This is a genomic window from Klebsiella sp. 2-CIP_Kleb. (genome assembly GCF_050378715.1).
GTDB classification, from domain to species: Bacteria; Pseudomonadota; Gammaproteobacteria; order Enterobacterales; family Enterobacteriaceae; genus Klebsiella; species Klebsiella quasipneumoniae.
In genome coordinates this window covers 704,404-722,084 of sequence record NZ_JBNRLG010000002.1, presented here as the reverse complement: position 1 = coordinate 722,084, position 17,681 = coordinate 704,404, and the positions used below count along the sequence as shown (strand labels likewise).

General features: G+C 61.3%; 13 protein-coding genes. 7 read left to right on the top strand and 6 right to left on the bottom strand.

Annotated elements, in window-relative coordinates; genetic code table 11:
• Positions 1–105: 105 nt before the first annotated feature.
• Positions 106–1,431: a 30S ribosomal protein S12 methylthiotransferase RimO gene (rimO, locus tag ACQUTP_RS11380; RefSeq protein WP_048323498.1), complete on the top strand. Its 1,326-nt coding sequence runs from the start codon at positions 106–108 to the stop codon at positions 1,429–1,431.
• Between the two features lie 538 nt (positions 1,432–1,969).
• Here the strand turns inward: rimO and gsiD are convergent.
• The 5 genes from gsiD to iaaA all read right to left on the bottom strand — a co-directional run bounded on the left by gsiD (position 1,970) and on the right by iaaA (position 8,268).
• Positions 1,970–2,881: a glutathione ABC transporter permease GsiD gene (gsiD, locus tag ACQUTP_RS11375; RefSeq protein WP_004886276.1), complete on the bottom strand. Its 912-nt coding sequence runs from the start codon at positions 2,879–2,881 to the stop codon at positions 1,970–1,972.
• Between the two features lies 1 nt (position 2,882).
• Positions 2,883–3,803 carry a glutathione ABC transporter permease GsiC gene (gene gsiC / locus ACQUTP_RS11370; RefSeq protein ID WP_285755692.1) on the bottom strand — a complete coding sequence of 307 codons (921 nt, stop codon included), beginning with the start codon at positions 3,801–3,803 and terminating at the stop codon, positions 2,883–2,885.
• 72 nt (positions 3,804–3,875) lie between these two features.
• Positions 3,876–5,417 carry a glutathione ABC transporter substrate-binding protein GsiB gene (gene gsiB / locus ACQUTP_RS11365; RefSeq protein ID WP_032455764.1) on the bottom strand — a complete coding sequence of 514 codons (1,542 nt, stop codon included), beginning with the start codon at positions 5,415–5,417 and terminating at the stop codon, positions 3,876–3,878.
• Positions 5,418–5,449: 32 nt separating this feature from the next.
• Positions 5,450–7,309 carry a glutathione ABC transporter ATP-binding protein GsiA gene (gsiA, locus tag ACQUTP_RS11360; RefSeq protein WP_032455763.1) on the bottom strand — a complete coding sequence of 620 codons (1,860 nt, stop codon included), beginning with the start codon at positions 7,307–7,309 and terminating at the stop codon, positions 5,450–5,452.
• A 17-nt stretch (positions 7,310–7,326) separates the two neighbouring features.
• Positions 7,327–8,268 (bottom strand): beta-aspartyl-peptidase, encoded by a 942-nt coding sequence (iaaA, locus tag ACQUTP_RS11355; RefSeq protein ID WP_131079878.1) that lies wholly within the window; start codon positions 8,266–8,268, stop codon positions 7,327–7,329.
• A gap of 235 nt (positions 8,269–8,503) precedes the next feature.
• Between iaaA and moeA the strand changes: the two genes are divergently transcribed.
• The 6 genes from moeA (at position 8,504) to ACQUTP_RS11325 (ending at position 16,388) form a co-directional block, all read left to right on the top strand.
• Complete coding sequence (gene moeA, locus ACQUTP_RS11350; protein ID WP_017900147.1) at positions 8,504–9,739, top strand: molybdopterin molybdotransferase MoeA; 1,236 nt, start codon at positions 8,504–8,506, stop codon at positions 9,737–9,739.
• Positions 9,739–10,494: a molybdopterin-synthase adenylyltransferase MoeB gene (gene moeB / locus ACQUTP_RS11345; protein ID WP_428902387.1), complete on the top strand. Its 756-nt coding sequence runs from the start codon at positions 9,739–9,741 to the stop codon at positions 10,492–10,494. The genes moeA and moeB overlap by 1 nt, the downstream gene beginning before the upstream one ends.
• A gap of 156 nt (positions 10,495–10,650) precedes the next feature.
• Positions 10,651–11,550 carry a glycyl-radical enzyme activating protein gene (locus ACQUTP_RS11340; protein WP_004886257.1) on the top strand — a complete coding sequence of 300 codons (900 nt, stop codon included), beginning with the start codon at positions 10,651–10,653 and terminating at the stop codon, positions 11,548–11,550.
• 4 nt (positions 11,551–11,554) lie between these two features.
• Entirely contained in the window at positions 11,555–13,987 is a 2,433-nt protein-coding gene (locus ACQUTP_RS11335) for a formate C-acetyltransferase/glycerol dehydratase family glycyl radical enzyme (protein WP_043521840.1), read from the top strand.
• Positions 13,988–14,166: 179 nt separating this feature from the next.
• Positions 14,167–14,982, top strand: coding sequence for a Cof-type HAD-IIB family hydrolase (locus ACQUTP_RS11330; RefSeq protein WP_032455759.1), 816 nt, complete (start codon positions 14,167–14,169; stop codon positions 14,980–14,982).
• Positions 14,983–15,122: 140 nt separating this feature from the next.
• A complete protein-coding gene (locus tag ACQUTP_RS11325; protein WP_017900150.1) occupies positions 15,123–16,388 on the top strand; it encodes a DUF1479 domain-containing protein in 1,266 nt (421 codons plus the stop codon).
• Here ACQUTP_RS11325 and ACQUTP_RS11320 read toward each other — a convergent pair.
• Positions 16,385–17,458 carry a LacI family DNA-binding transcriptional regulator gene (locus tag ACQUTP_RS11320; protein ID WP_004886244.1) on the bottom strand — a complete coding sequence of 358 codons (1,074 nt, stop codon included), beginning with the start codon at positions 17,456–17,458 and terminating at the stop codon, positions 16,385–16,387. The genes ACQUTP_RS11325 and ACQUTP_RS11320 overlap by 4 nt on opposite strands.
• Between the last annotated feature and the right edge of the window lie 223 nt (positions 17,459–17,681).

Sequence of the window (17,681 nt, the reverse complement as noted above, 5' to 3'; positions counted from 1 at the left end):
GGGTGCGCTTTTTCACCATTAACCGTGACGGAGCTATACTCTTTTTCGCAAAGATCTGTAGAATTCCTGCCCTGACCATTCCAATAATTGAACACTTTTTAAGCTATGAGCAATGTCACGCACCAGCCGAAAATCGGCTTCGTCTCCCTGGGCTGCCCGAAAAACCTCGTGGACTCAGAGCGTATCCTGACCGAACTGCGTACCGAAGGTTATGACGTCGTTCCTACCTACGACAACGCCGATATGGTGATCGTTAATACCTGCGGCTTTATCGACAGCGCTGTGCAGGAATCGCTGGAAGCGATCGGCGAAGCGTTGAAAGAGAACGGCAAAGTGATCGTCACCGGCTGTCTCGGCGCAAAAGAGGATCAGATCCGTGAAGTGCACCCGAAGGTGCTGGAGATCACCGGTCCGCACAGCTATGAGCAGGTGCTGGAGCACGTCCACCACTATACGCCAAAGCCGAAGCACAACCCGTTCCTCAGCCTGGTGCCGGAACAGGGCGTTAAGCTGACGCCGCGCCACTACGCCTACTTAAAAATTTCTGAAGGCTGCAACCATCGCTGCACCTTCTGCATTATTCCGTCCATGCGCGGCGACCTAGTGAGCCGTCCGATTGGCGAAGTGCTGGCGGAAGCCAAACGCCTCGCTGACGCTGGCGTGAAAGAGCTGCTGGTGATTTCGCAGGACACCTCCGCCTACGGCGTCGACGTCAAGCACCGCACCGGTTTCCACAACGGTATGCCGGTGAAGACCAGCATGGTCAGCCTGTGCGAAGAGCTGGCGAAGCTCGGCATCTGGGTGCGCCTGCACTATGTCTACCCGTACCCGCACGTTGACGATGTGATCCCGCTGATGGCGGAAGGCAAAATTCTGCCATACCTCGATATTCCGCTGCAGCACGCCAGCCCGCGCATCCTGAAGCTGATGAAGCGTCCAGGTTCCGCTGACCGTCAGCTGGCGCGCATCAAGCAGTGGCGTGAAACCTGCCCGGATCTGACCCTGCGCTCCACCTTTATCGTGGGCTTCCCGGGGGAAACGGAAGAAGATTTCCAGATGCTGCTCGACTTCCTGAAAGAGGCGCGTCTCGACCGCGTCGGCTGCTTCAAGTACAGCCCGGTTGAAGGCGCCACCGCCAATGAGCTGGCGGATCAGGTGCCGGAAGAGGTGAAAGAGGAGCGCTGGAACCGCTTTATGCAGCTGCAGCAGCAGATCTCTGCCGAGCGTCTGCAGGAAAAAGTGGGTCGCGAAATCCTGGTGCTGGTGGATGAAGTTGATGAAGAAGGCGCCATTGGCCGCAGCATGGCCGACGCCCCGGAAATCGACGGCGCGGTCTACCTGAACGGCGAAACCCGCGTCAAGCCGGGTGACGTGGTGCGGGTGAAAGTCGAGCACGCCGACGAATACGACCTGTGGGGAACCCGGGTCTAGTCCAGCTTCCCGGATAGCGGCTTAGTGCATTCCCAGCCTACGGGGTCCTCCCGTAGGCTCCCCCCCCAGGCCCGCGCAAGCGCAGCGCTGCCGGGCAAGCGTTGATGACCTTCCAGGCAACCCTGTTGCGCCGTTATTTTGCCGGGTGGCGCTACGCTTACCCGGCCTACGGGGACCAGTCCCAATATGTGAATCGCCGCCGGACATGGGGCCGCTGAAACTGCCGGTGCTGGCGGCCTCAACATCGCTGAGACGTTCCCGGAAGGCCGGGGCAGCCCGCATGGATGCGGGCTGAGGGCCGTGTTTTGCACGGACGCTGCCTCGGCCCGACCCGCAGCCTGCAGGGATAAGTCGAAGGCACCACGCAGTGGCGATGTTGCTGGCCGGAGCCCGGGGGGACAGGGGGCGGCGGCGACTGGCCGCCCCCTGTGCGCTCCCTGCGCTATGAGAGACATAACGCAGAAGATTAACCGGGAGCGCAATGTGCGCTGAAGCCACAAATAATATAAAGCACCGCACGGCGGTGCTTTCCCTCACCCTACCCCTTTAACTTCGGATCCAGCGCATCGCGCAGGCCATCCCCCAGCAGATTAAACGCCAGCACGGTCACGAAAATCGCCACCGCCGGAAACAGCGCCACGTGCGGGGACATCACCATATCCGCCCGCGCCTCGTTGAGCATCGCGCCCCACTCCGGCGTGGGCGGCTGCGCGCCGAGACCGAGAAACGACAGACTGGCCGCCGAGATAATCGATACCCCAATGCGCATGGTGAAATAAACCACGATCGACGACACCGTCCCCGGCAGGATGTGGTGGAAGAGGATGGTGGCATCGCTGGCGCCAATGCTGCGCGCCGATTCAATAAAGGTCTGCTGCTTTAATACCAGAGTGTTGCCCCGCACCAGCCGGGCGAACGCCGGGATCGAGAAGATCGCCACGGCGATAATCACGTTGGCCATCCCGCTGCCCATGACGGCGACCACCGCGATCGCCAGCAGGATCCCCGGAAAGGCGAACAGCACGTCGCACAGACGCATAATCAGCCGGTCCCACCAGCCCTCATAGTAGCCGGCCAGCAGCCCAAGCACCGTGCCGATGGCCGCGCCAATCAGCACCGCCAGCACCCCGGCGGCCAGCGAGATCTGCGCCCCCACCAGCACCCGGCTGAAAATATCGCGCCCCAAAGAGTCGACACCGAACCAGTGCACCAGCGAAGGCCCCTCGTTAAGCCGGTCGTAGTCGAAATAATTTTCCGCATCGTACGGCGCTATCCATGGGGCGACGATGGCCACCGCAATCAGCAACAGCACGAAAATACCGGCGCCCATGGCCACCGGCTGACGCCGAAAGCGCCGCCAGAACTCATGCCAGGGGGTATGGATCTCGCCGGGCCTGATGCCCGGCATGGCGTTCAGCGCCGCCTGCCTTCTCCAGTTAAGCAATCGCACCTTACTTATACCTGATAGCCGGGTTTATGGCCGCGTACAGCACATCCACCACTAAATTGATAAGAATAAACTCCAGCGAAAAGAGCAGCACTTCCGCCTGAATCACCGGGTAATCGCGCATTTCTACCGAATCGACCAGCAGTCGCCCCAGCCCGGGCCAGTTGAAGACCTTCTCCACGACGATCGAGCCGCCGAGCAGGAAACCGAACTGCAGCCCCATCATGGTGACCACCGGGATCATCGCATTGCGCAGACCATGCTTGAGCACCACCCGCGTTTCGCTCACCCCTTTCGCCCGGGCGGTACGCATATAGTCTTCATGCAGCACATCGACGAACGACGCGCGGGTAAAGCGCGCCATCACCGCCGCCACCGCCGCGCCGAGGGTCAGCGACGGCAAAATATAGTGCCGCCAGCTGTAGGCGCCCACCGTCGGCAGCCAGCCCAGCTCAACCGAAAACACCTGCATCAGCAGCATGCCGAGGGCAAAGGCCGGAAACGAAATACCGCTCACCGCCAGCGCCATTCCCAGACGGTCAGGCCAGCGATTGCGCCACACCGCCGCCGCGATCCCCGCCGCCATGCCAAACAGCACCGCCCAGCTCATGCTGGCCAGCGTCAGCCACAGGGTGGGCATAAAGCGGCTGCCTATCTCACTGGCAACGGGACGCCGCGAGGCCATGGACATGCCAAAATCGCCGCGCAGCACGTTGGTGATGTAGTGCCAGAACTGGACGTGCAGCGGCTGGTCAAGTCCCAGCTGCTGGCGCACCATCGCCACCACCTGGGCATCGGCCTCTGGTCCGGCAATCAGCCGCGCCGGGTCGCCGGGCAGCATATGGACGAAGAGAAACACCAGCACCGCGACGATTAGCAGGGTGGGGATCAGCCCCAGCAGGCGCTTAATCACATAGTTGAGCATCGTACCTCCACAACCCGCCCCGCGGAAAAACCGCCCTCCGCCCACTAGCGCCGGAGGGCATCATCTCGACCTTCACGGTGTTAAATCTGCCTGTTCGAAGCTGAAGCCGGTGTCCGGCTGGATATAAAAGCCGGTGAGGTTCTTGCTGTGGGCGGAGACCAGTTTCTCCACCACCAGCGGCACCCACGGCGACTCTTTCCAGATAATATCCTGCGCCGCTTTGTAGAGTTTGGTTTTCTCTTGCGGATCGGTGGTTTTCAGCGCCTCGCTCAGCGCGCTATCAACCTGCGGGTTGCTGTAAAAAGCGGTGTTGAACAGGGTCGGCGGCCAGTTTTGAGAAGCAAACAGCGGCGACAGCGCCCAGTCGGCTTCGCCAGTGGAGGCGGACCAGCCGGTATAGAACATCCGTACCCCGCTCTCTTTCTGCCCTTTACCTTCCACTTCCGCCGCCCGCTGACCGGCGTCCATCGCCGTCACTTGCGCCTTTATGCCCACCTGCGCCAACTGCTGCTGGGTAAACTGCAGCACTTTCTGCGCGGTGCTGTGGTTATGTGACGACCACAGCGTAGTGCTAAACCCGTTGGGGTAGCCGGCCTCTTTTAGCAGCTGGCGCGCTTTCGCCGGATCGTAAGGCCACGCGGGGTAGCTCTGAGCGTAGGCAATCGATGGCGGCACCACGCCGGTCGCCGGGGTGGCATAGCCGGCAAACGCCACCTTGACCAGCGCCTGGCGGTTGATGGCGTAGTTGATCGCTTCGCGCACCTTCGGATTATCGAACGGTTTCTGCGTCACGTTCATGCTGATGTAACGCTGCATGATCGACGGACTGGCCACCAGCTCCAGTTTGCTGTTTTTCGCCAGCAGCGGCGCCTGCTCGTAGGGTATCGGGAAGGCAAACTGCGCCTCGCCGGTCTGCAGCATCGCCGCCCGGGTATTGTTATCGACCACCGGTCGCCAGGTAATGGAATCCAGCTTCGGCAGCCCCGGCTGCCAGTAGCCATCGAACTTGCTGACCTTCACGAAATCGGTCTGGTTCCAGGTATCGAGCTTATACGGCCCGGTGCCCACCGGGTGGAAGCCGATATCCTTGCCATATTTTTTCAGCGCCGTCGGCGAAATCATCGCTGTCGCCGGATGGGCGAGAATATTAATAAACGCCGAGAACGGCTGTTTAAGGATGATTTTCACCGTGGTCGGATCAACCGCCTCGGTGCTGGCGATATTTTTATACAGGTTATAGCGCTTGAGATGGTTTTCCGGGTTGCTGGCGCGGTCGAGGTTAGCCTTGACCGCCTCGGCGTTAAAGTCGGTGCCATCCTGGAATTTCACCCCGCTGTGCAGCTTGATGGTGTACACCAGGCCATCCGGCGACACGGTGTAGCTCTCGGCAAGGACATTTTGCAGCTTCATCTCTTTATCAAGGCCGAACAGGCCTTGATAAAAGGACTTCGCCACCGCCTGCGACAGAGTATCGTTAGCATCATAGGGGTCGAGCGTCGTGAAGTTAGACCCGACCGCCACCACCACATCTTTGGCGGCAAAAGCGGGGGCGCTCGCCAGGGCCGCCGCGATACTCAGCGCCAGCCACCATTTGCGTGAAACAGGTTGTGTCATCGTGTTCTCCTGAAAAGGTGCGTTATGTGTTGTTATGTTCTGCCCAGCACGTCGGCGGCGTCGCGGGCGACGAAGTGGCCCGGCCCAACCTGCTGCAATGGCGGGCTGGCGATCTCCTCGCCCCGCTTATAAATATTGCCCGGGACGTCATCAGACAGCAGGACCCGCTGCGGATGACGGTAGGCCGGGTCGGCCACCGGTACGGCAGCCATGAGCTTACGGGTATAGGGGTGCTGCGGGTTTTCAAACACTGCGCGGCGCGGGCCGATTTCGACAATCCGGCCGCGATACATCACCGCCACGCGGTGGCTGATGCGCTCCACCACCGCCATATCATGGGAAATAAACAGAAACGCGATGCCCATCTCGCGCTGCAGGTCGAGCATCAGATTGATAATCTGCGCACGAATGGAGACATCCAGGGCCGACACCGACTCATCGGCAATCACCACCTTCGGATTCAGTGCCAGCGCGCGGGCAATGCAGATCCGCTGCCGCTGGCCGCCGGAAAAGGCGTGGGGGTAGCGCCAGGCATGCTCCGGCTGCAGCCCCACGCGCTTCAGCAGCCAGGCGACCCGCTCGCGCGCCGCCTCCCTGTCCAGCAGGCCATGCACCCGCAGCGGCTCCATAATCGAATCGCCGACCGTCTGGCGCGGATCGAGCGAGGCGTAAGGATCCTGAAAAATAAACTGAATATTGCGCCGCAGGGACTGCAGCTTGCTGCCGGAGAGGGTATCGATCCGCTGACCGTCGAAGGTAATGGTGCCACCCTGGGTCTCAACCAGCCTCAGCAGCGCCCGGCCGGTGGTCGACTTGCCGCAGCCGGACTCCCCCACCAGAGAGAGGGTCTCTCCCGGCCAGAGATCAAAACTCACCTTCTCCACCGCATGCACTTCGCGCGTCACGCGATTGAGCAGCCCGCCGCGCACCGGGAAACGGGCCACCAGATCGCGCACCTGCAGAATCGGCTCCCCCGCCACCACCGTGTCTGGCGTTTCTGTCTCCGCCAGCGGCTGCCCCGGCAGCGGAAAGCGGCGCGGCAGATCCCGACCGCGCATCTCACCCAGCCGGGGGACCGCCGCCAGCAGGGACTGCGTATAAGGGTGCTGCGGTGAACGGAAAATCTCCTCGACGCTGCCGGTCTCCACCGCCTCGCCGCGATACATGACCAGCACCCGATCGGCGATATCGGCCACCACCCCCATGTCATGGGTGATAAAGATTACCCCCATCGCCATCTCCTTTTGCAGGACGGCGATAAGTTGCAAAATTTGCGCCTGGATGGTGACATCCAGCGCCGTGGTCGGCTCGTCGGCAATCAGCACCGCCGGCCGACAGGAGAGCGCCATGGCGATCATCACCCGCTGGCGCATGCCGCCGGAGAGCTGGTGCGGATAGCGTGAGAGCATCTCTTCCGCCTGGGGAATACGCACCTGGTCGAGCATCTTTTTGGCCGCGCGCAGCGCCTCATCGCGCCCCAGCCCCTGGTGCAGACGCAGGGATTCGGCGATCTGCTCGCCGATGGTGAACACCGGGTTCAGCGAAGTCATCGGCTCCTGAAAAATCATCGCCAGGTCCGCGCCGCGTACCCGGCGCATTTCGGCCTCCGATTGCTCATTGAGCGCGATCACCTGCCGGTTGCGCCGTCGCAGCCACAGCCCCTCGCTGCTCACCTCGCTGCTGGCGGCGTCAAGCAGACGCATCAGCGCCAGAGCGGTGACCGATTTTCCCGAACCAGACTCCCCGACAATCGCCAGCGTCTCGCCGCGGCGCAGGCTGAAGGAAAGCTGACGCACGGCCTGCACCTCTGGCGCATCCTGCTGGCGAAACGCCACGTTCAGGTTGCGCACCACCAGTACTTCGCAGGTATCCGTTTCGTGAGTTTGCGGCACTCTCCCTCTCCCTTGTTCTATTCGCGATAAATGCCAATGGTCGGCGTATCGCCGGCATAGCACCAGGCGCGGTACATGCCTTCGCTGTTAAACGGTAAAACGACGTTGCCTTCGCGATCGACGGCAATCAGTCCGCCGCTGCCGCCGAGGGCCGGCAGCTTCTCCATCACCACCCGCTCGCAGGCGGAATAGAGACTGAGCTGACCGTACTCCATCAGGGCGGCGATATCGTAGGCCGCCAGAGTACGCATAAAGACTTCGCCGGTGCCGGTGCAGGAGACCGCCACGCTGGCGTTGTTGGCGTAGCACCCCGCGCCCGGCAGCGGGCTGTCGCCAACGCGTCCGGGCAGTTTGTTGGTCATGCCGCCGGTGGAGGTCGCCGCCGCCAGATTGCCGGCCAGATCGAGCGCCACCGCCCCGACGGTGCCCATTTTCTGGCGTTCGTCGAGCGGAGCGGCATGGTGGTCAAGGATGATCTCCCCACCCGCTTTCGCCTCCTGCAGCTGCAGCAGGCGCTCGGGGGTGGAAAAGAGATCGTTATCGACGCGCGCCATTCCGTGGGAGAAGGCGAAATTTTCCGCCCCCTCACCGATCAGCAGCACGTGCGGGCTCTTCTCCAGCACCAGACGCGCCGCCAGCACCGGATTACGTAAATGTTTGACCCCGGCCACCGCCCCCGCCTGCAGGCTGTAGCCGTCCATCACGCAGGCGTCCAGTTCGTGGGTTTGATCGTGGGTAAATACCGAGCCGATCCCGGCGTTAAACAGCGGACACTCCTCCAGCAGACGGACGGCCTCGGTCACGGCATCCAGCGCACTGGCGCCCGCAGCCAACATTTTCTGTCCGCTTTCGACGATAGCCGACAGCGCCGCCACGTACTCCCGCTCCCGCTCCGGCTTCATCTGCGCGCGAGAAATCGCCCCTGCGCCGCCGTGAATTGCTATAACCGCCTTGCCCATTTCGCCAGTCCTTAACGATGAAGTGGATAGCCCCCGCCCTGTCGTAGCGCGTCGCGGCGCCGGTCACGTCAGGAATAAGGGTATTGATATCATTATATTGCTGAATGTCTTATACAATTTTTGAATATAGAAAGAGCGGCGGGCGATGTAAAGCCTCGTACCCAGGTGGCATACAGCCCGCGCCGCTTTTCTGCCATAATAGGCGTTTTCGCCGTTTTGCCCGCAGGAGTGACCCATGGATTTTACCGCCGGACTGATGCCGCTCGACACAGCCCTCACCCAGATGCTCGATCGTATTACGCCGCTGAGCGCCACGGAAACTGTACCGCTGTTGCAGGCCTTCGCGCGCGTTACCGCCCATGACATTATCTCCCCGCTGGATGTCCCCGGCTTTGATAACGCGGCGATGGATGGCTATGCCGTCCGGTTGAGCGACCTTCGCGACGGCGCGGCCCTGCCGGTCGCCGGGAAGGCCTTCGCCGGCCAGCCGTTTCACGACGCCTGGCCCACCGGCACCTGTATCCGCATTATGACCGGCGCGCCGGTGCCTGCAGGCTGCGACGCGGTAGTCATGCAGGAAGAGACTGAACAGACCGACGCCGGCGTGCGCTTTACCGCGCCGGTGAAAGCCGGGCAGCATATTCGCCGCCGCGGAGAAGATATCGCCCATGGCGCGGTGGTCTTCCCGGCGGGAACGCCGCTGACGGTAGCCGAGCTGCCGGTGCTGGCCTCGCTGGGCATTGCCGACGTCGAGGTGGTGCGCAAGGTTCGCGTCGCGGTCTTCTCGACCGGCGATGAGCTGCAGCTGCCGGGTCAACCGCTCGGCGACGGCCAGATTTACGATACCAACCGCCTGGCGGTGCATCTGATGCTCGAACAGCTGGGCTGCGAGGTCATTAACCTCGGCATTATTCCTGACGATCCGGCGCAACTGCGTGAGGCCTTTATCGCCGCCGACCAGCAGGCCGACGTGGTCATCAGCTCCGGGGGCGTCTCGGTGGGCGAAGCCGACTACACCAAAACCATTCTTGAAGAGCTGGGGGAGATCGGCTTCTGGAAGCTGGCGATCAAGCCGGGCAAACCCTTCGCCTTCGGCAAGCTCAGCAGCAGCTGGTTCTGCGGCCTGCCGGGCAACCCGGTTTCCGCCACCGTCACCTTCTGTCAGCTGGTGCAGCCGCTGCTGGCGAAGCTCTCGGGCAAGTACGGCCCGCTTCAGGCAACTCGCCTGCGGGTACGCGCCGCCACACGACTGAAAAAGTCGCCGGGCCGCCTCGATTTTCAACGCGGTATTCTGCAGCGCAACCCGGACGGCGAGCTGGTGGTGACCACCACCGGCCATCAGGGCTCGCACATATTTAGTTCCTTCAGCCTCGGCAACTGCTTTATCGTGCTGGAGCGCGAGCGCGGCCACGTTGAAGCGGGCGAATGGGTCGAGGTCGAACCGTTCAGCCATCTGTTTGGGGGGCTGTAATGGCCGTGGAGCTGAGCGATGAAGAGATGCTGCGCTATAACCGGCAGATTGTTTTGCGCGGTTTTGATTTTGACGGCCAGGAGCGGCTAAAGGCCGCTCGGGTGCTGGTGGTCGGCCTCGGCGGGCTTGGCTGCGCCGCCGCGCAGTATCTGGCCGCCGCCGGGGTGGGGCAGCTCACCCTGCTCGATTTCGACACCGTCTCGCTCTCCAATCTGCAGCGCCAGACGCTGCACAGCGATGCCACCCTCGGCCAGCCTAAGGTGGATTCCGCCCGCGAGGCGCTGGCGCGCATTAATCCGCACGTTCATCTGGTGCCGCTCAATGCCTTACTGGATGAACCGGCGCTGGCGGCGCAGATTGCCGGGCACGATCTGGTGCTCGACTGCACCGACAACGTCGCCATCCGTAACCAGCTCAACGCCGGCTGCTTCCGCCACCAAACCCCGCTGGTTTCCGGGGCGGCGATCCGCATGGAGGGGCAGATCAGCGTCTTCACCTATCAGCAGGGCGAATCCTGCTACCGCTGCCTGAGCCGCATGTTTGGCGAAAATGCCCTCACCTGCGTCGAAGCCGGCGTGATGGCCCCGCTGGTGGGCACTATCGGTTCCCTGCAGGCGATGGAGGCCATTAAGCTGCTGACCGGCTACGGCACCCCTGCCAGCGGAAAAATCGTGATGTACGACGCCATGACCTGCCAGTTTCGTGAAATGAAGCTGATGCGCCACCCGCAGTGCGAGGTATGCGGTACGCGCTAACGTTCAACCACCGGCGAGGATCGTCGCCGGTGAGGTTGTGACCTCTGCCGTTATTCTATCCCCTGGCGATTATCTCCATCCCGCTTGTTGATTTGCATCAATATAACTTTCATTCGAAAGTGTTTTTATATTCATACGCAAACGAGAGGGTAAGCCATGATCTTCAATATCCAGCGCTATTCCACCCATGACGGCCCAGGGATCCGCACCGTCGTCTTCCTGAAAGGCTGCTCGCTGGGCTGCCGCTGGTGCCAGAATCCGGAGAGCCGCGCCCGCAGCGAAGACCTGCTGTATGACCCGCGCCTGTGCCTTGCCGGCTGCGAGCTGTGCCAGCAGGCGGCGCCGGCGGTTATCACCCGCACCCTCGATGGCCTGATCATTCACCGGCAACACGTTAACGACAGCCATATCGCCGCGCTGCGCGACTGCTGCCCCACCACCGCGCTCACGGTGTGCGGCGAAGAGAAGAGCGTCGAGGAGATCATGGCGACGGTGCTGCGCGATAAACCCTTTTACGATCGCAGCGGCGGCGGCATCACCCTTTCCGGCGGCGAACCCTTTATGAATCCGGGCCTGGCGCGGGCGCTGTTCGAGGCCAGCCATCAGGCAGGGATCCATACTGCTGTGGAAACCTGCCTGCACGTCCCCTGGAAATACATTGAACCGGCTTTACCCTTCGTCGACCTGTTTCTCGCCGACCTGAAGCATGTCGACGAGGCCGTTTTCCGGCAGTGGACCGACGGCAGCGCCCGCCGGGTGCTGGACAACCTGCAGCGTCTGGCGCAGGCGGGGAAAAACATGATCATTCGCGTGCCGTTAATCCAGGGATTCAACGCCAGCGAAGCCGACATCACCGCCATCACTGATTTTGCCGCCGACCGCCTGCGGGTCAGCGAAATCCATTTCCTGCCCTACCACACGCTGGGAATGAATAAATACCAGTTACTCAGTCAGCCCTACACCGCACCGGATAAACCGCTGGATGCTCCCGAGCTGCTCGCCTTTGCGCAGGATTATGCGCGGAGCAAGGGGCTAACGGCGATCTTACGAGGATAACCTTATGACGACTCTGAAACTCAACACCCTCAGCGCCCGCATCCAGGCCCATAAAATGGCGCTGGTGCATATTGTCAAGCCGCCGGTCTGTACCGAACGCGCCCGCCACTACACCGAGATGTATCAGCAGCATCTTGATAAGCCAATCCCGGTGCGTCGTGCCCTGGCGCTGGCGCATCACCTTGCCGAGCGCACCATCTGGATCAAGCACGATGAGCTGATCGTCGGCAACCAGGCCAGCGAAGTGCGCGCCGCGCCGATCTTCCCGGAATACACCGTCAGCTGGATCGAGAAAGAGATCGATGATCTCGCCGACCGCCCCGGCGCCGGCTTCGCGGTCAGCGAAGAGAACAAGCGCGTGCTGCATGAAGTGTGCCCGTGGTGGCGCGGCCAGACCGTACAGGACCGCTGCTACGGCATGTTTACCGATGAGCAGAAAGCGCTGCTCGCCACCGGCATTATTAAGGCAGAGGGCAATATGACCTCCGGCGACGCCCACCTGGCGGTCAACTACCCGCTGCTGCTGGAGAAAGGCCTGGACGGCCTGCGTGCAAAAGTCGCCGAACGCCGGTCGCGCATCAATCTGACGGTGCTGGAAGACCTGCACGGCGAACAGTTCCTGAAAGCGATTGATATTGTGCTGGCGGCGGTCAGCGACCACAGCAAACGCTTCGCCGCGCTGGCGCGCGAGATGGCGACGGCAGAATCCCGTGACGCACGCCGCGAGGAGCTGCTGACGATTGCCGAAAACTGCGACATCATCGCCCATGAGCCGCCGAAGACCTTCTGGCAGGCGCTGCAGCTGTGCTACTTCATTCAGCTGATCCTGCAGATTGAATCCAATGGCCACTCGGTCTCGTTTGGCCGCATGGACCAGTACCTCTATCCGTACTACCGCCGCGACGTTGAGCTGCAGCAATCGTTGGATCGCGAACAGGCCATTGAGCTGCTGCACAGCTGCTGGCTGAAGCTGCTGGAGGTTAACAAGATCCGCTCCGGCTCGCACTCCAAGGCCTCGGCCGGCAGCCCGCTGTATCAGAACGTCACCATCGGCGGCCAGAACCTGGTGGATGGCCAGCCGCAGGACGCGGTCAACCCGCTGTCGTATGCCATCCTGGAATCCTGCGGTCGTCTGCGTTCGACCCAGCCGAACCTCAGCGTGCGCTACCACGCCGGAATGAGCAACGATTTCCTCGACGCCTGCGTCCAGGTGATCCGCTGTGGCTTCGGTATGCCGGCGTTTAATAACGACGAAATCGTGATCCCGGAATTTATCAAGCTGGGTATTGAGCCGCAGGACGCCTACGATTATGCGGCCATCGGCTGTATCGAAACCGCGGTCGGCGGCAAATGGGGCTATCGCTGCACCGGCATGAGCTTTATCAACTTCGCGCGGGTGATGCTGGCGACGCTGGAAGGCGGCCGCGATGCCACCAGCGGCCAGGTGTTTCTGCCGCAGGAGCACGCCCTGTCGAAAGGCAACTTCGCTAACTTCGACGAGGTGCTGGCCGACTGGGACCGCCAGATCCGCTACTACACCCGTAAGTCGATTGAGATTGAGTACGTGGTCGATACCATGCTGGAAGAGAACGTCCACGATATTCTCTGTTCGGCGCTGGTGGACGACTGCATCGAACGGGCGAAGAGTATCAAGCAAGGCGGCGCGAAATATGACTGGGTGTCCGGTCTGCAGGTGGGCATCGCCAACCTCGGCAACAGCCTGGCGGCGGTGAAAAAGCTGGTCTTCGATCAGGGCGTTATCGGCCAGCAGGAACTGGCGAAGGCGCTGGCGGAAGATTTCGACGGCCTGACCCACGAGCAGCTGCGCCAGCGGTTGATCAACGGCGCGCCGAAGTACGGTAACGATGATGACAGCGTGGACGCATTGCTGGCGCGGGCCTACCAGACCTATATCGACGAGCTGAAGCAGTATCACAACCCGCGCTATGGCCGCGGCCCGATCGGCGGCAACTATTACGCCGGCACGTCGTCTATCTCCGCCAACGTGCCGTTCGGCGCGCAGACCATGGCGACGCCGGATGGCCGTAAAGCGCACACCCCGCTGGCGGAAGGGGCCAGCCCGGCCTCCGGAACCGACCATCTGGGGCCGACGGCGGTCATCAGTTCGGTGGGTAAACTGCCCACCGGGGCGATCCTCGGCGGCGTGCTGCTTAATCAGAAGCTGAATCCGTCCACCCTGGAGAACGAGTCCGATAAGCAGAAGCTGATGGTGCTGCTGCGCACCTTCTTCGAGGTGCATAAAGGCTGGCATATCCAGTACAACATTGTCTCGCGCGACACGCTGCTGGAGGCGAAGAAACACCCCGACCAGTACCGCGATTTGGTGGTGCGCGTCGCCGGGTACTCGGCGTTCTTTACCGCCCTGTCGCCGGATACCCAGGACGATATCATCGCCCGTACCGAGCATACGCTCTAACCCCTCAGGCCCGCTGGCGCGACGCTTAGCGGGCCTTCCCTGTCCTGCAGGCCGGGAAAGGCAACGCCGCCTCCCGGCATTTTCTGAATGCATGAACTTTCATTCGAAATAAATTTGTGCTCCCCATCACATTGTAATTAGAATGTTACTGGTCGAAGTTAAGCCAGGAGCACCCCCTTATGACCGTTAAAGTTATCGTCACCGATATGGACGGAACTTTTCTCAATGACGCCAAAACCTACGATCGCGCACGGTTTCTGGCGCAATTCGCCCAGCTGCAGCAGCGCGGCATTGAATTCGTTGTCGCCAGCGGCAACCAGTACTATCAGCTGATCTCCTTCTTCCCGGAGATCCGCGAGCAGATCTCGTTCGTCGCCGAAAACGGCGCGCTGGTCTTTGCGCATGGTAAGCAGCTGTTCCACGGCGAACTGACCCGCCACGAATCGCAGGTGGTGATTGGCGAACTACTCAAAGATCCGCAGCTAAACTTCGTTGCCTGCGGCCTGCAGAGCGCTTACGTCAGCGATAACGCCCCGGATGCCTTCGTCGACCTGATGTCAAAGCACTACCACCGTCTGCAGCGGGTAAGCGACTATCACGCCATCGACGATACGCTGTTCAAATTCTCTCTGAACCTGCCGGACAGTGAGATCCCGCAGCTGATCGATAAACTGCACGTGTCGCTCGACGGCATTATGAAGCCGGTCACCAGCGGCTTTGGCTTTGTCGATTTGATTATTCCCGGCCTGCATAAAGCCAACGGCATCAGCCGCCTGCTCAAGCGCTGGAACCTGTCGCCGCAGCAGTGCGTGGCCATCGGCGACAGCGGCAACGACGCCGAAATGCTGAAGCTGGTGAAATACGCTTTCGCCATGGGTAACGCCGCCGACAGCATTAAGGCTATCGCCGGATACGCGACCGACGATAATAACCATGACGGCGCGCTGAACGTCATTCAGGCCGTCCTCGATAACAGCGCTCCCTTCAACGATTGACCTCTCTCCGGGGCTGCGCGCCCCGGCTTGTCCATTTTGTGCGCCGCAGCAAGATTTTAAACTTGCATTAACTCCATTTTAACTTAAATTAACGTTTGTAAGATTTAATACTTTCGAATGAAAGATACAGCGAGGTTATTATGGCTGCTCTCCCGACCCACGAAACACTCCCCGCCGACCACAAAGCGGCGATTCGCCAGATGAAGCAGGCGCTGCGGGCGCAAATCGGCGACGTCCAGGCGGTGTTCGATAAGCTCTCAGCGCGCATCAGCGAGCGCCTGCAGGAAATTGAGACGCTGAAAGCCGCAGGCCAGGAGGTCTGGCCAACCATTCCGTTCCGCGATATCGCCGAGGGAACCGTGAGCGATGCCCAGCGCGCGGCCATTAAGCGTCGGGGCTGCGCGGTGATCAAAGGCCACTTTCCGCGCGAACAGGCGCTGGCCTGGGATACCGCGATGCTGGAATATCTGGATCTGAACCATTTCGACGAGGTCTACAAAGGGCCAGGCGACAGCTTCTTCGGTACGCTGGAGGCTTCGCGGCCGGAAATCTATCCCATCTACTGGTCGCCCTCGCAAATGCAGGCCCGCCAGAGCGATGAAATGGCCGCGGCGCAGTCCTTCCTCAACCGCCTGTGGCGCTTTGAGCAGGACGGCAAGCGCTGGTTCGATCCGGACGTCAGCGTCATTTACCCTGACCGCATTCGCCGCCGTCCGCCGGGAACCACCTCGAAGGGGCTGGGCGCGCATACCGATTCCGGTGCGCTGGAGCGCTGGCTGCTCCCCGCCTACCAGCAGGTCTTCGCCAACGTGTTTAACGGTCATGTCGACGCTTACGATCCGTGGGACGCCGCGCACCGTACGGAAGTGGAAGAGTACACCGTCGACAACACCACCAAATGCTCAGTGTTCCGCACTTTCCAGGGCTGGACCGCGCTGTCGGACATGATCCCGGGTCAGGGGCTACTGCACGTGGTGCCGATCCCCGAGGCGATGGCTTATGTTCTGCTGCGCCCACTGCTTGACGATGTGCCGGAAGATGAGCTGTGCGGCGTCGCGCCGGGCAGAGTACTGCCGATCTCTGAGCAGTGGCACCCGCTGCTGATCAAAGCCCTCAGTTCGATTCCGGCGCTGAATGCTGGCGATTCCGTCTGGTGGCACTGCGACGTCATTCACTCGGTGGCGCCGGTGGAAAATCAGCAGGGCTGGGGCAATGTGATGTACATTCCGGCAGCGCCGATGTGCGAAAAGAACCTCGCCTACGCGCAGAAAGTGAAAATTGCTCTGGAAAAAGGGGCCTCGCCGGGGGATTTCCCGCGCGAGGACTATGAGGCCAGCTGGCAGGGGCGCTTCACTCTGGAAGATCTGAACATCCACGGCAAGCGGGCGCTGGGTATCCCGGTTTAATCGTCATACAGCCCCTGCGGCTCCACGGCGGTATGGCCTTTGCCCGGCCGGATCCGCCGTACCGAATCGCGCACCACCAGCGTACCGTGCAGCAGCAGCGAACCGTGCGGCGCCTCCGGGCGCAACAGGCGCTGCTGCAGGAGATGCACCGCCTCGCTGCCCAGTTCATCCCGCGGCACATGCACCGCGGTCAGGGGCACCTCCTGGATCGCCGCCAGATTAAACCCGTCGATGCTCATCACCGAGACATCCTGCGGCACCCGCAGGCCGCGCTTTTGCAATGCGCTGACCGTGCCGGCGGCCATGAAATCGCCGCCCACCAGGAAGGCGGTGGGCAACGGCCTGCCCTGTAAGCCATCAAGCCAGGCCCCCACCTGCTCTTCGGTCTCTCTGGCGCTAAAGTTGGCGACGCTGATGAGATCCCGGCTGGCGGTAAAGCGCAAATTGCGCGCGCGCCACGCCTCCTCGATCCCCCCCAGCCGCAGCTCCATGGTATAGCGGCGCAAACACATGACGTTCATCACCACCCGATGCCCCATATCAAACAGATAGCGGGCGGCGCACTGGCCAATCAAACGATGATCGGGGGCAATGGACGGCAACCGCATCCCTTCATCCCGACAGTTGATCAAGACGCAGGGTTTACCCAGATCCGCCGCCAGGCCATGAATATGCGGATCGTCGATCCCCAGCAGCACCGCGGCCTGGGTTTCCGCTTCGTTCATGCGGGCAAGAAACAGATTGGCGTCGCTGTCGTTTTCGTCCAGCGCGCAGTAGCGCAGGCGCACTTCATGCGCCGCCAGCGCGTTATTGATGCTCTGGATCACCCGGTAGTAGAAGATATCCGACCGCTCATCGAAGGCGCGCTGCGGGGCAAACACCAGCAGATTATTGAGCAGCAGACGCCCGGCGGCCAGCCCCTGCATGACCCCCAGCTCGCGGGCGCACTCCAGCACCGCCCGGCGCGCCTTGTCGCTGGTATTCGCCTTTCCGGCCAGGACGCGCGAAACGGTACTGGCCGACAGCCCAGTGCGGGCGGCGATTTCGGCGACGCGCAGCTTTTTATCCATTTTGTGATCCAGCTCCGATTGGAAAATGAAAGAATTTTCATAATCGCCAAAGCGCTCCCTGTAAGCAAATGACAGAGCAAAATTTGAGATCCCGGTCATTTCATGAAAAAACTTGCATAAATAGCACTTTGCCCGCCGTTTTTTCTCCCTTAGCCTGAATTGGTCCAACATCTCCCATACTAGTTATACCAATGATGTTGAGATAAAAAAATAGACTATTCAA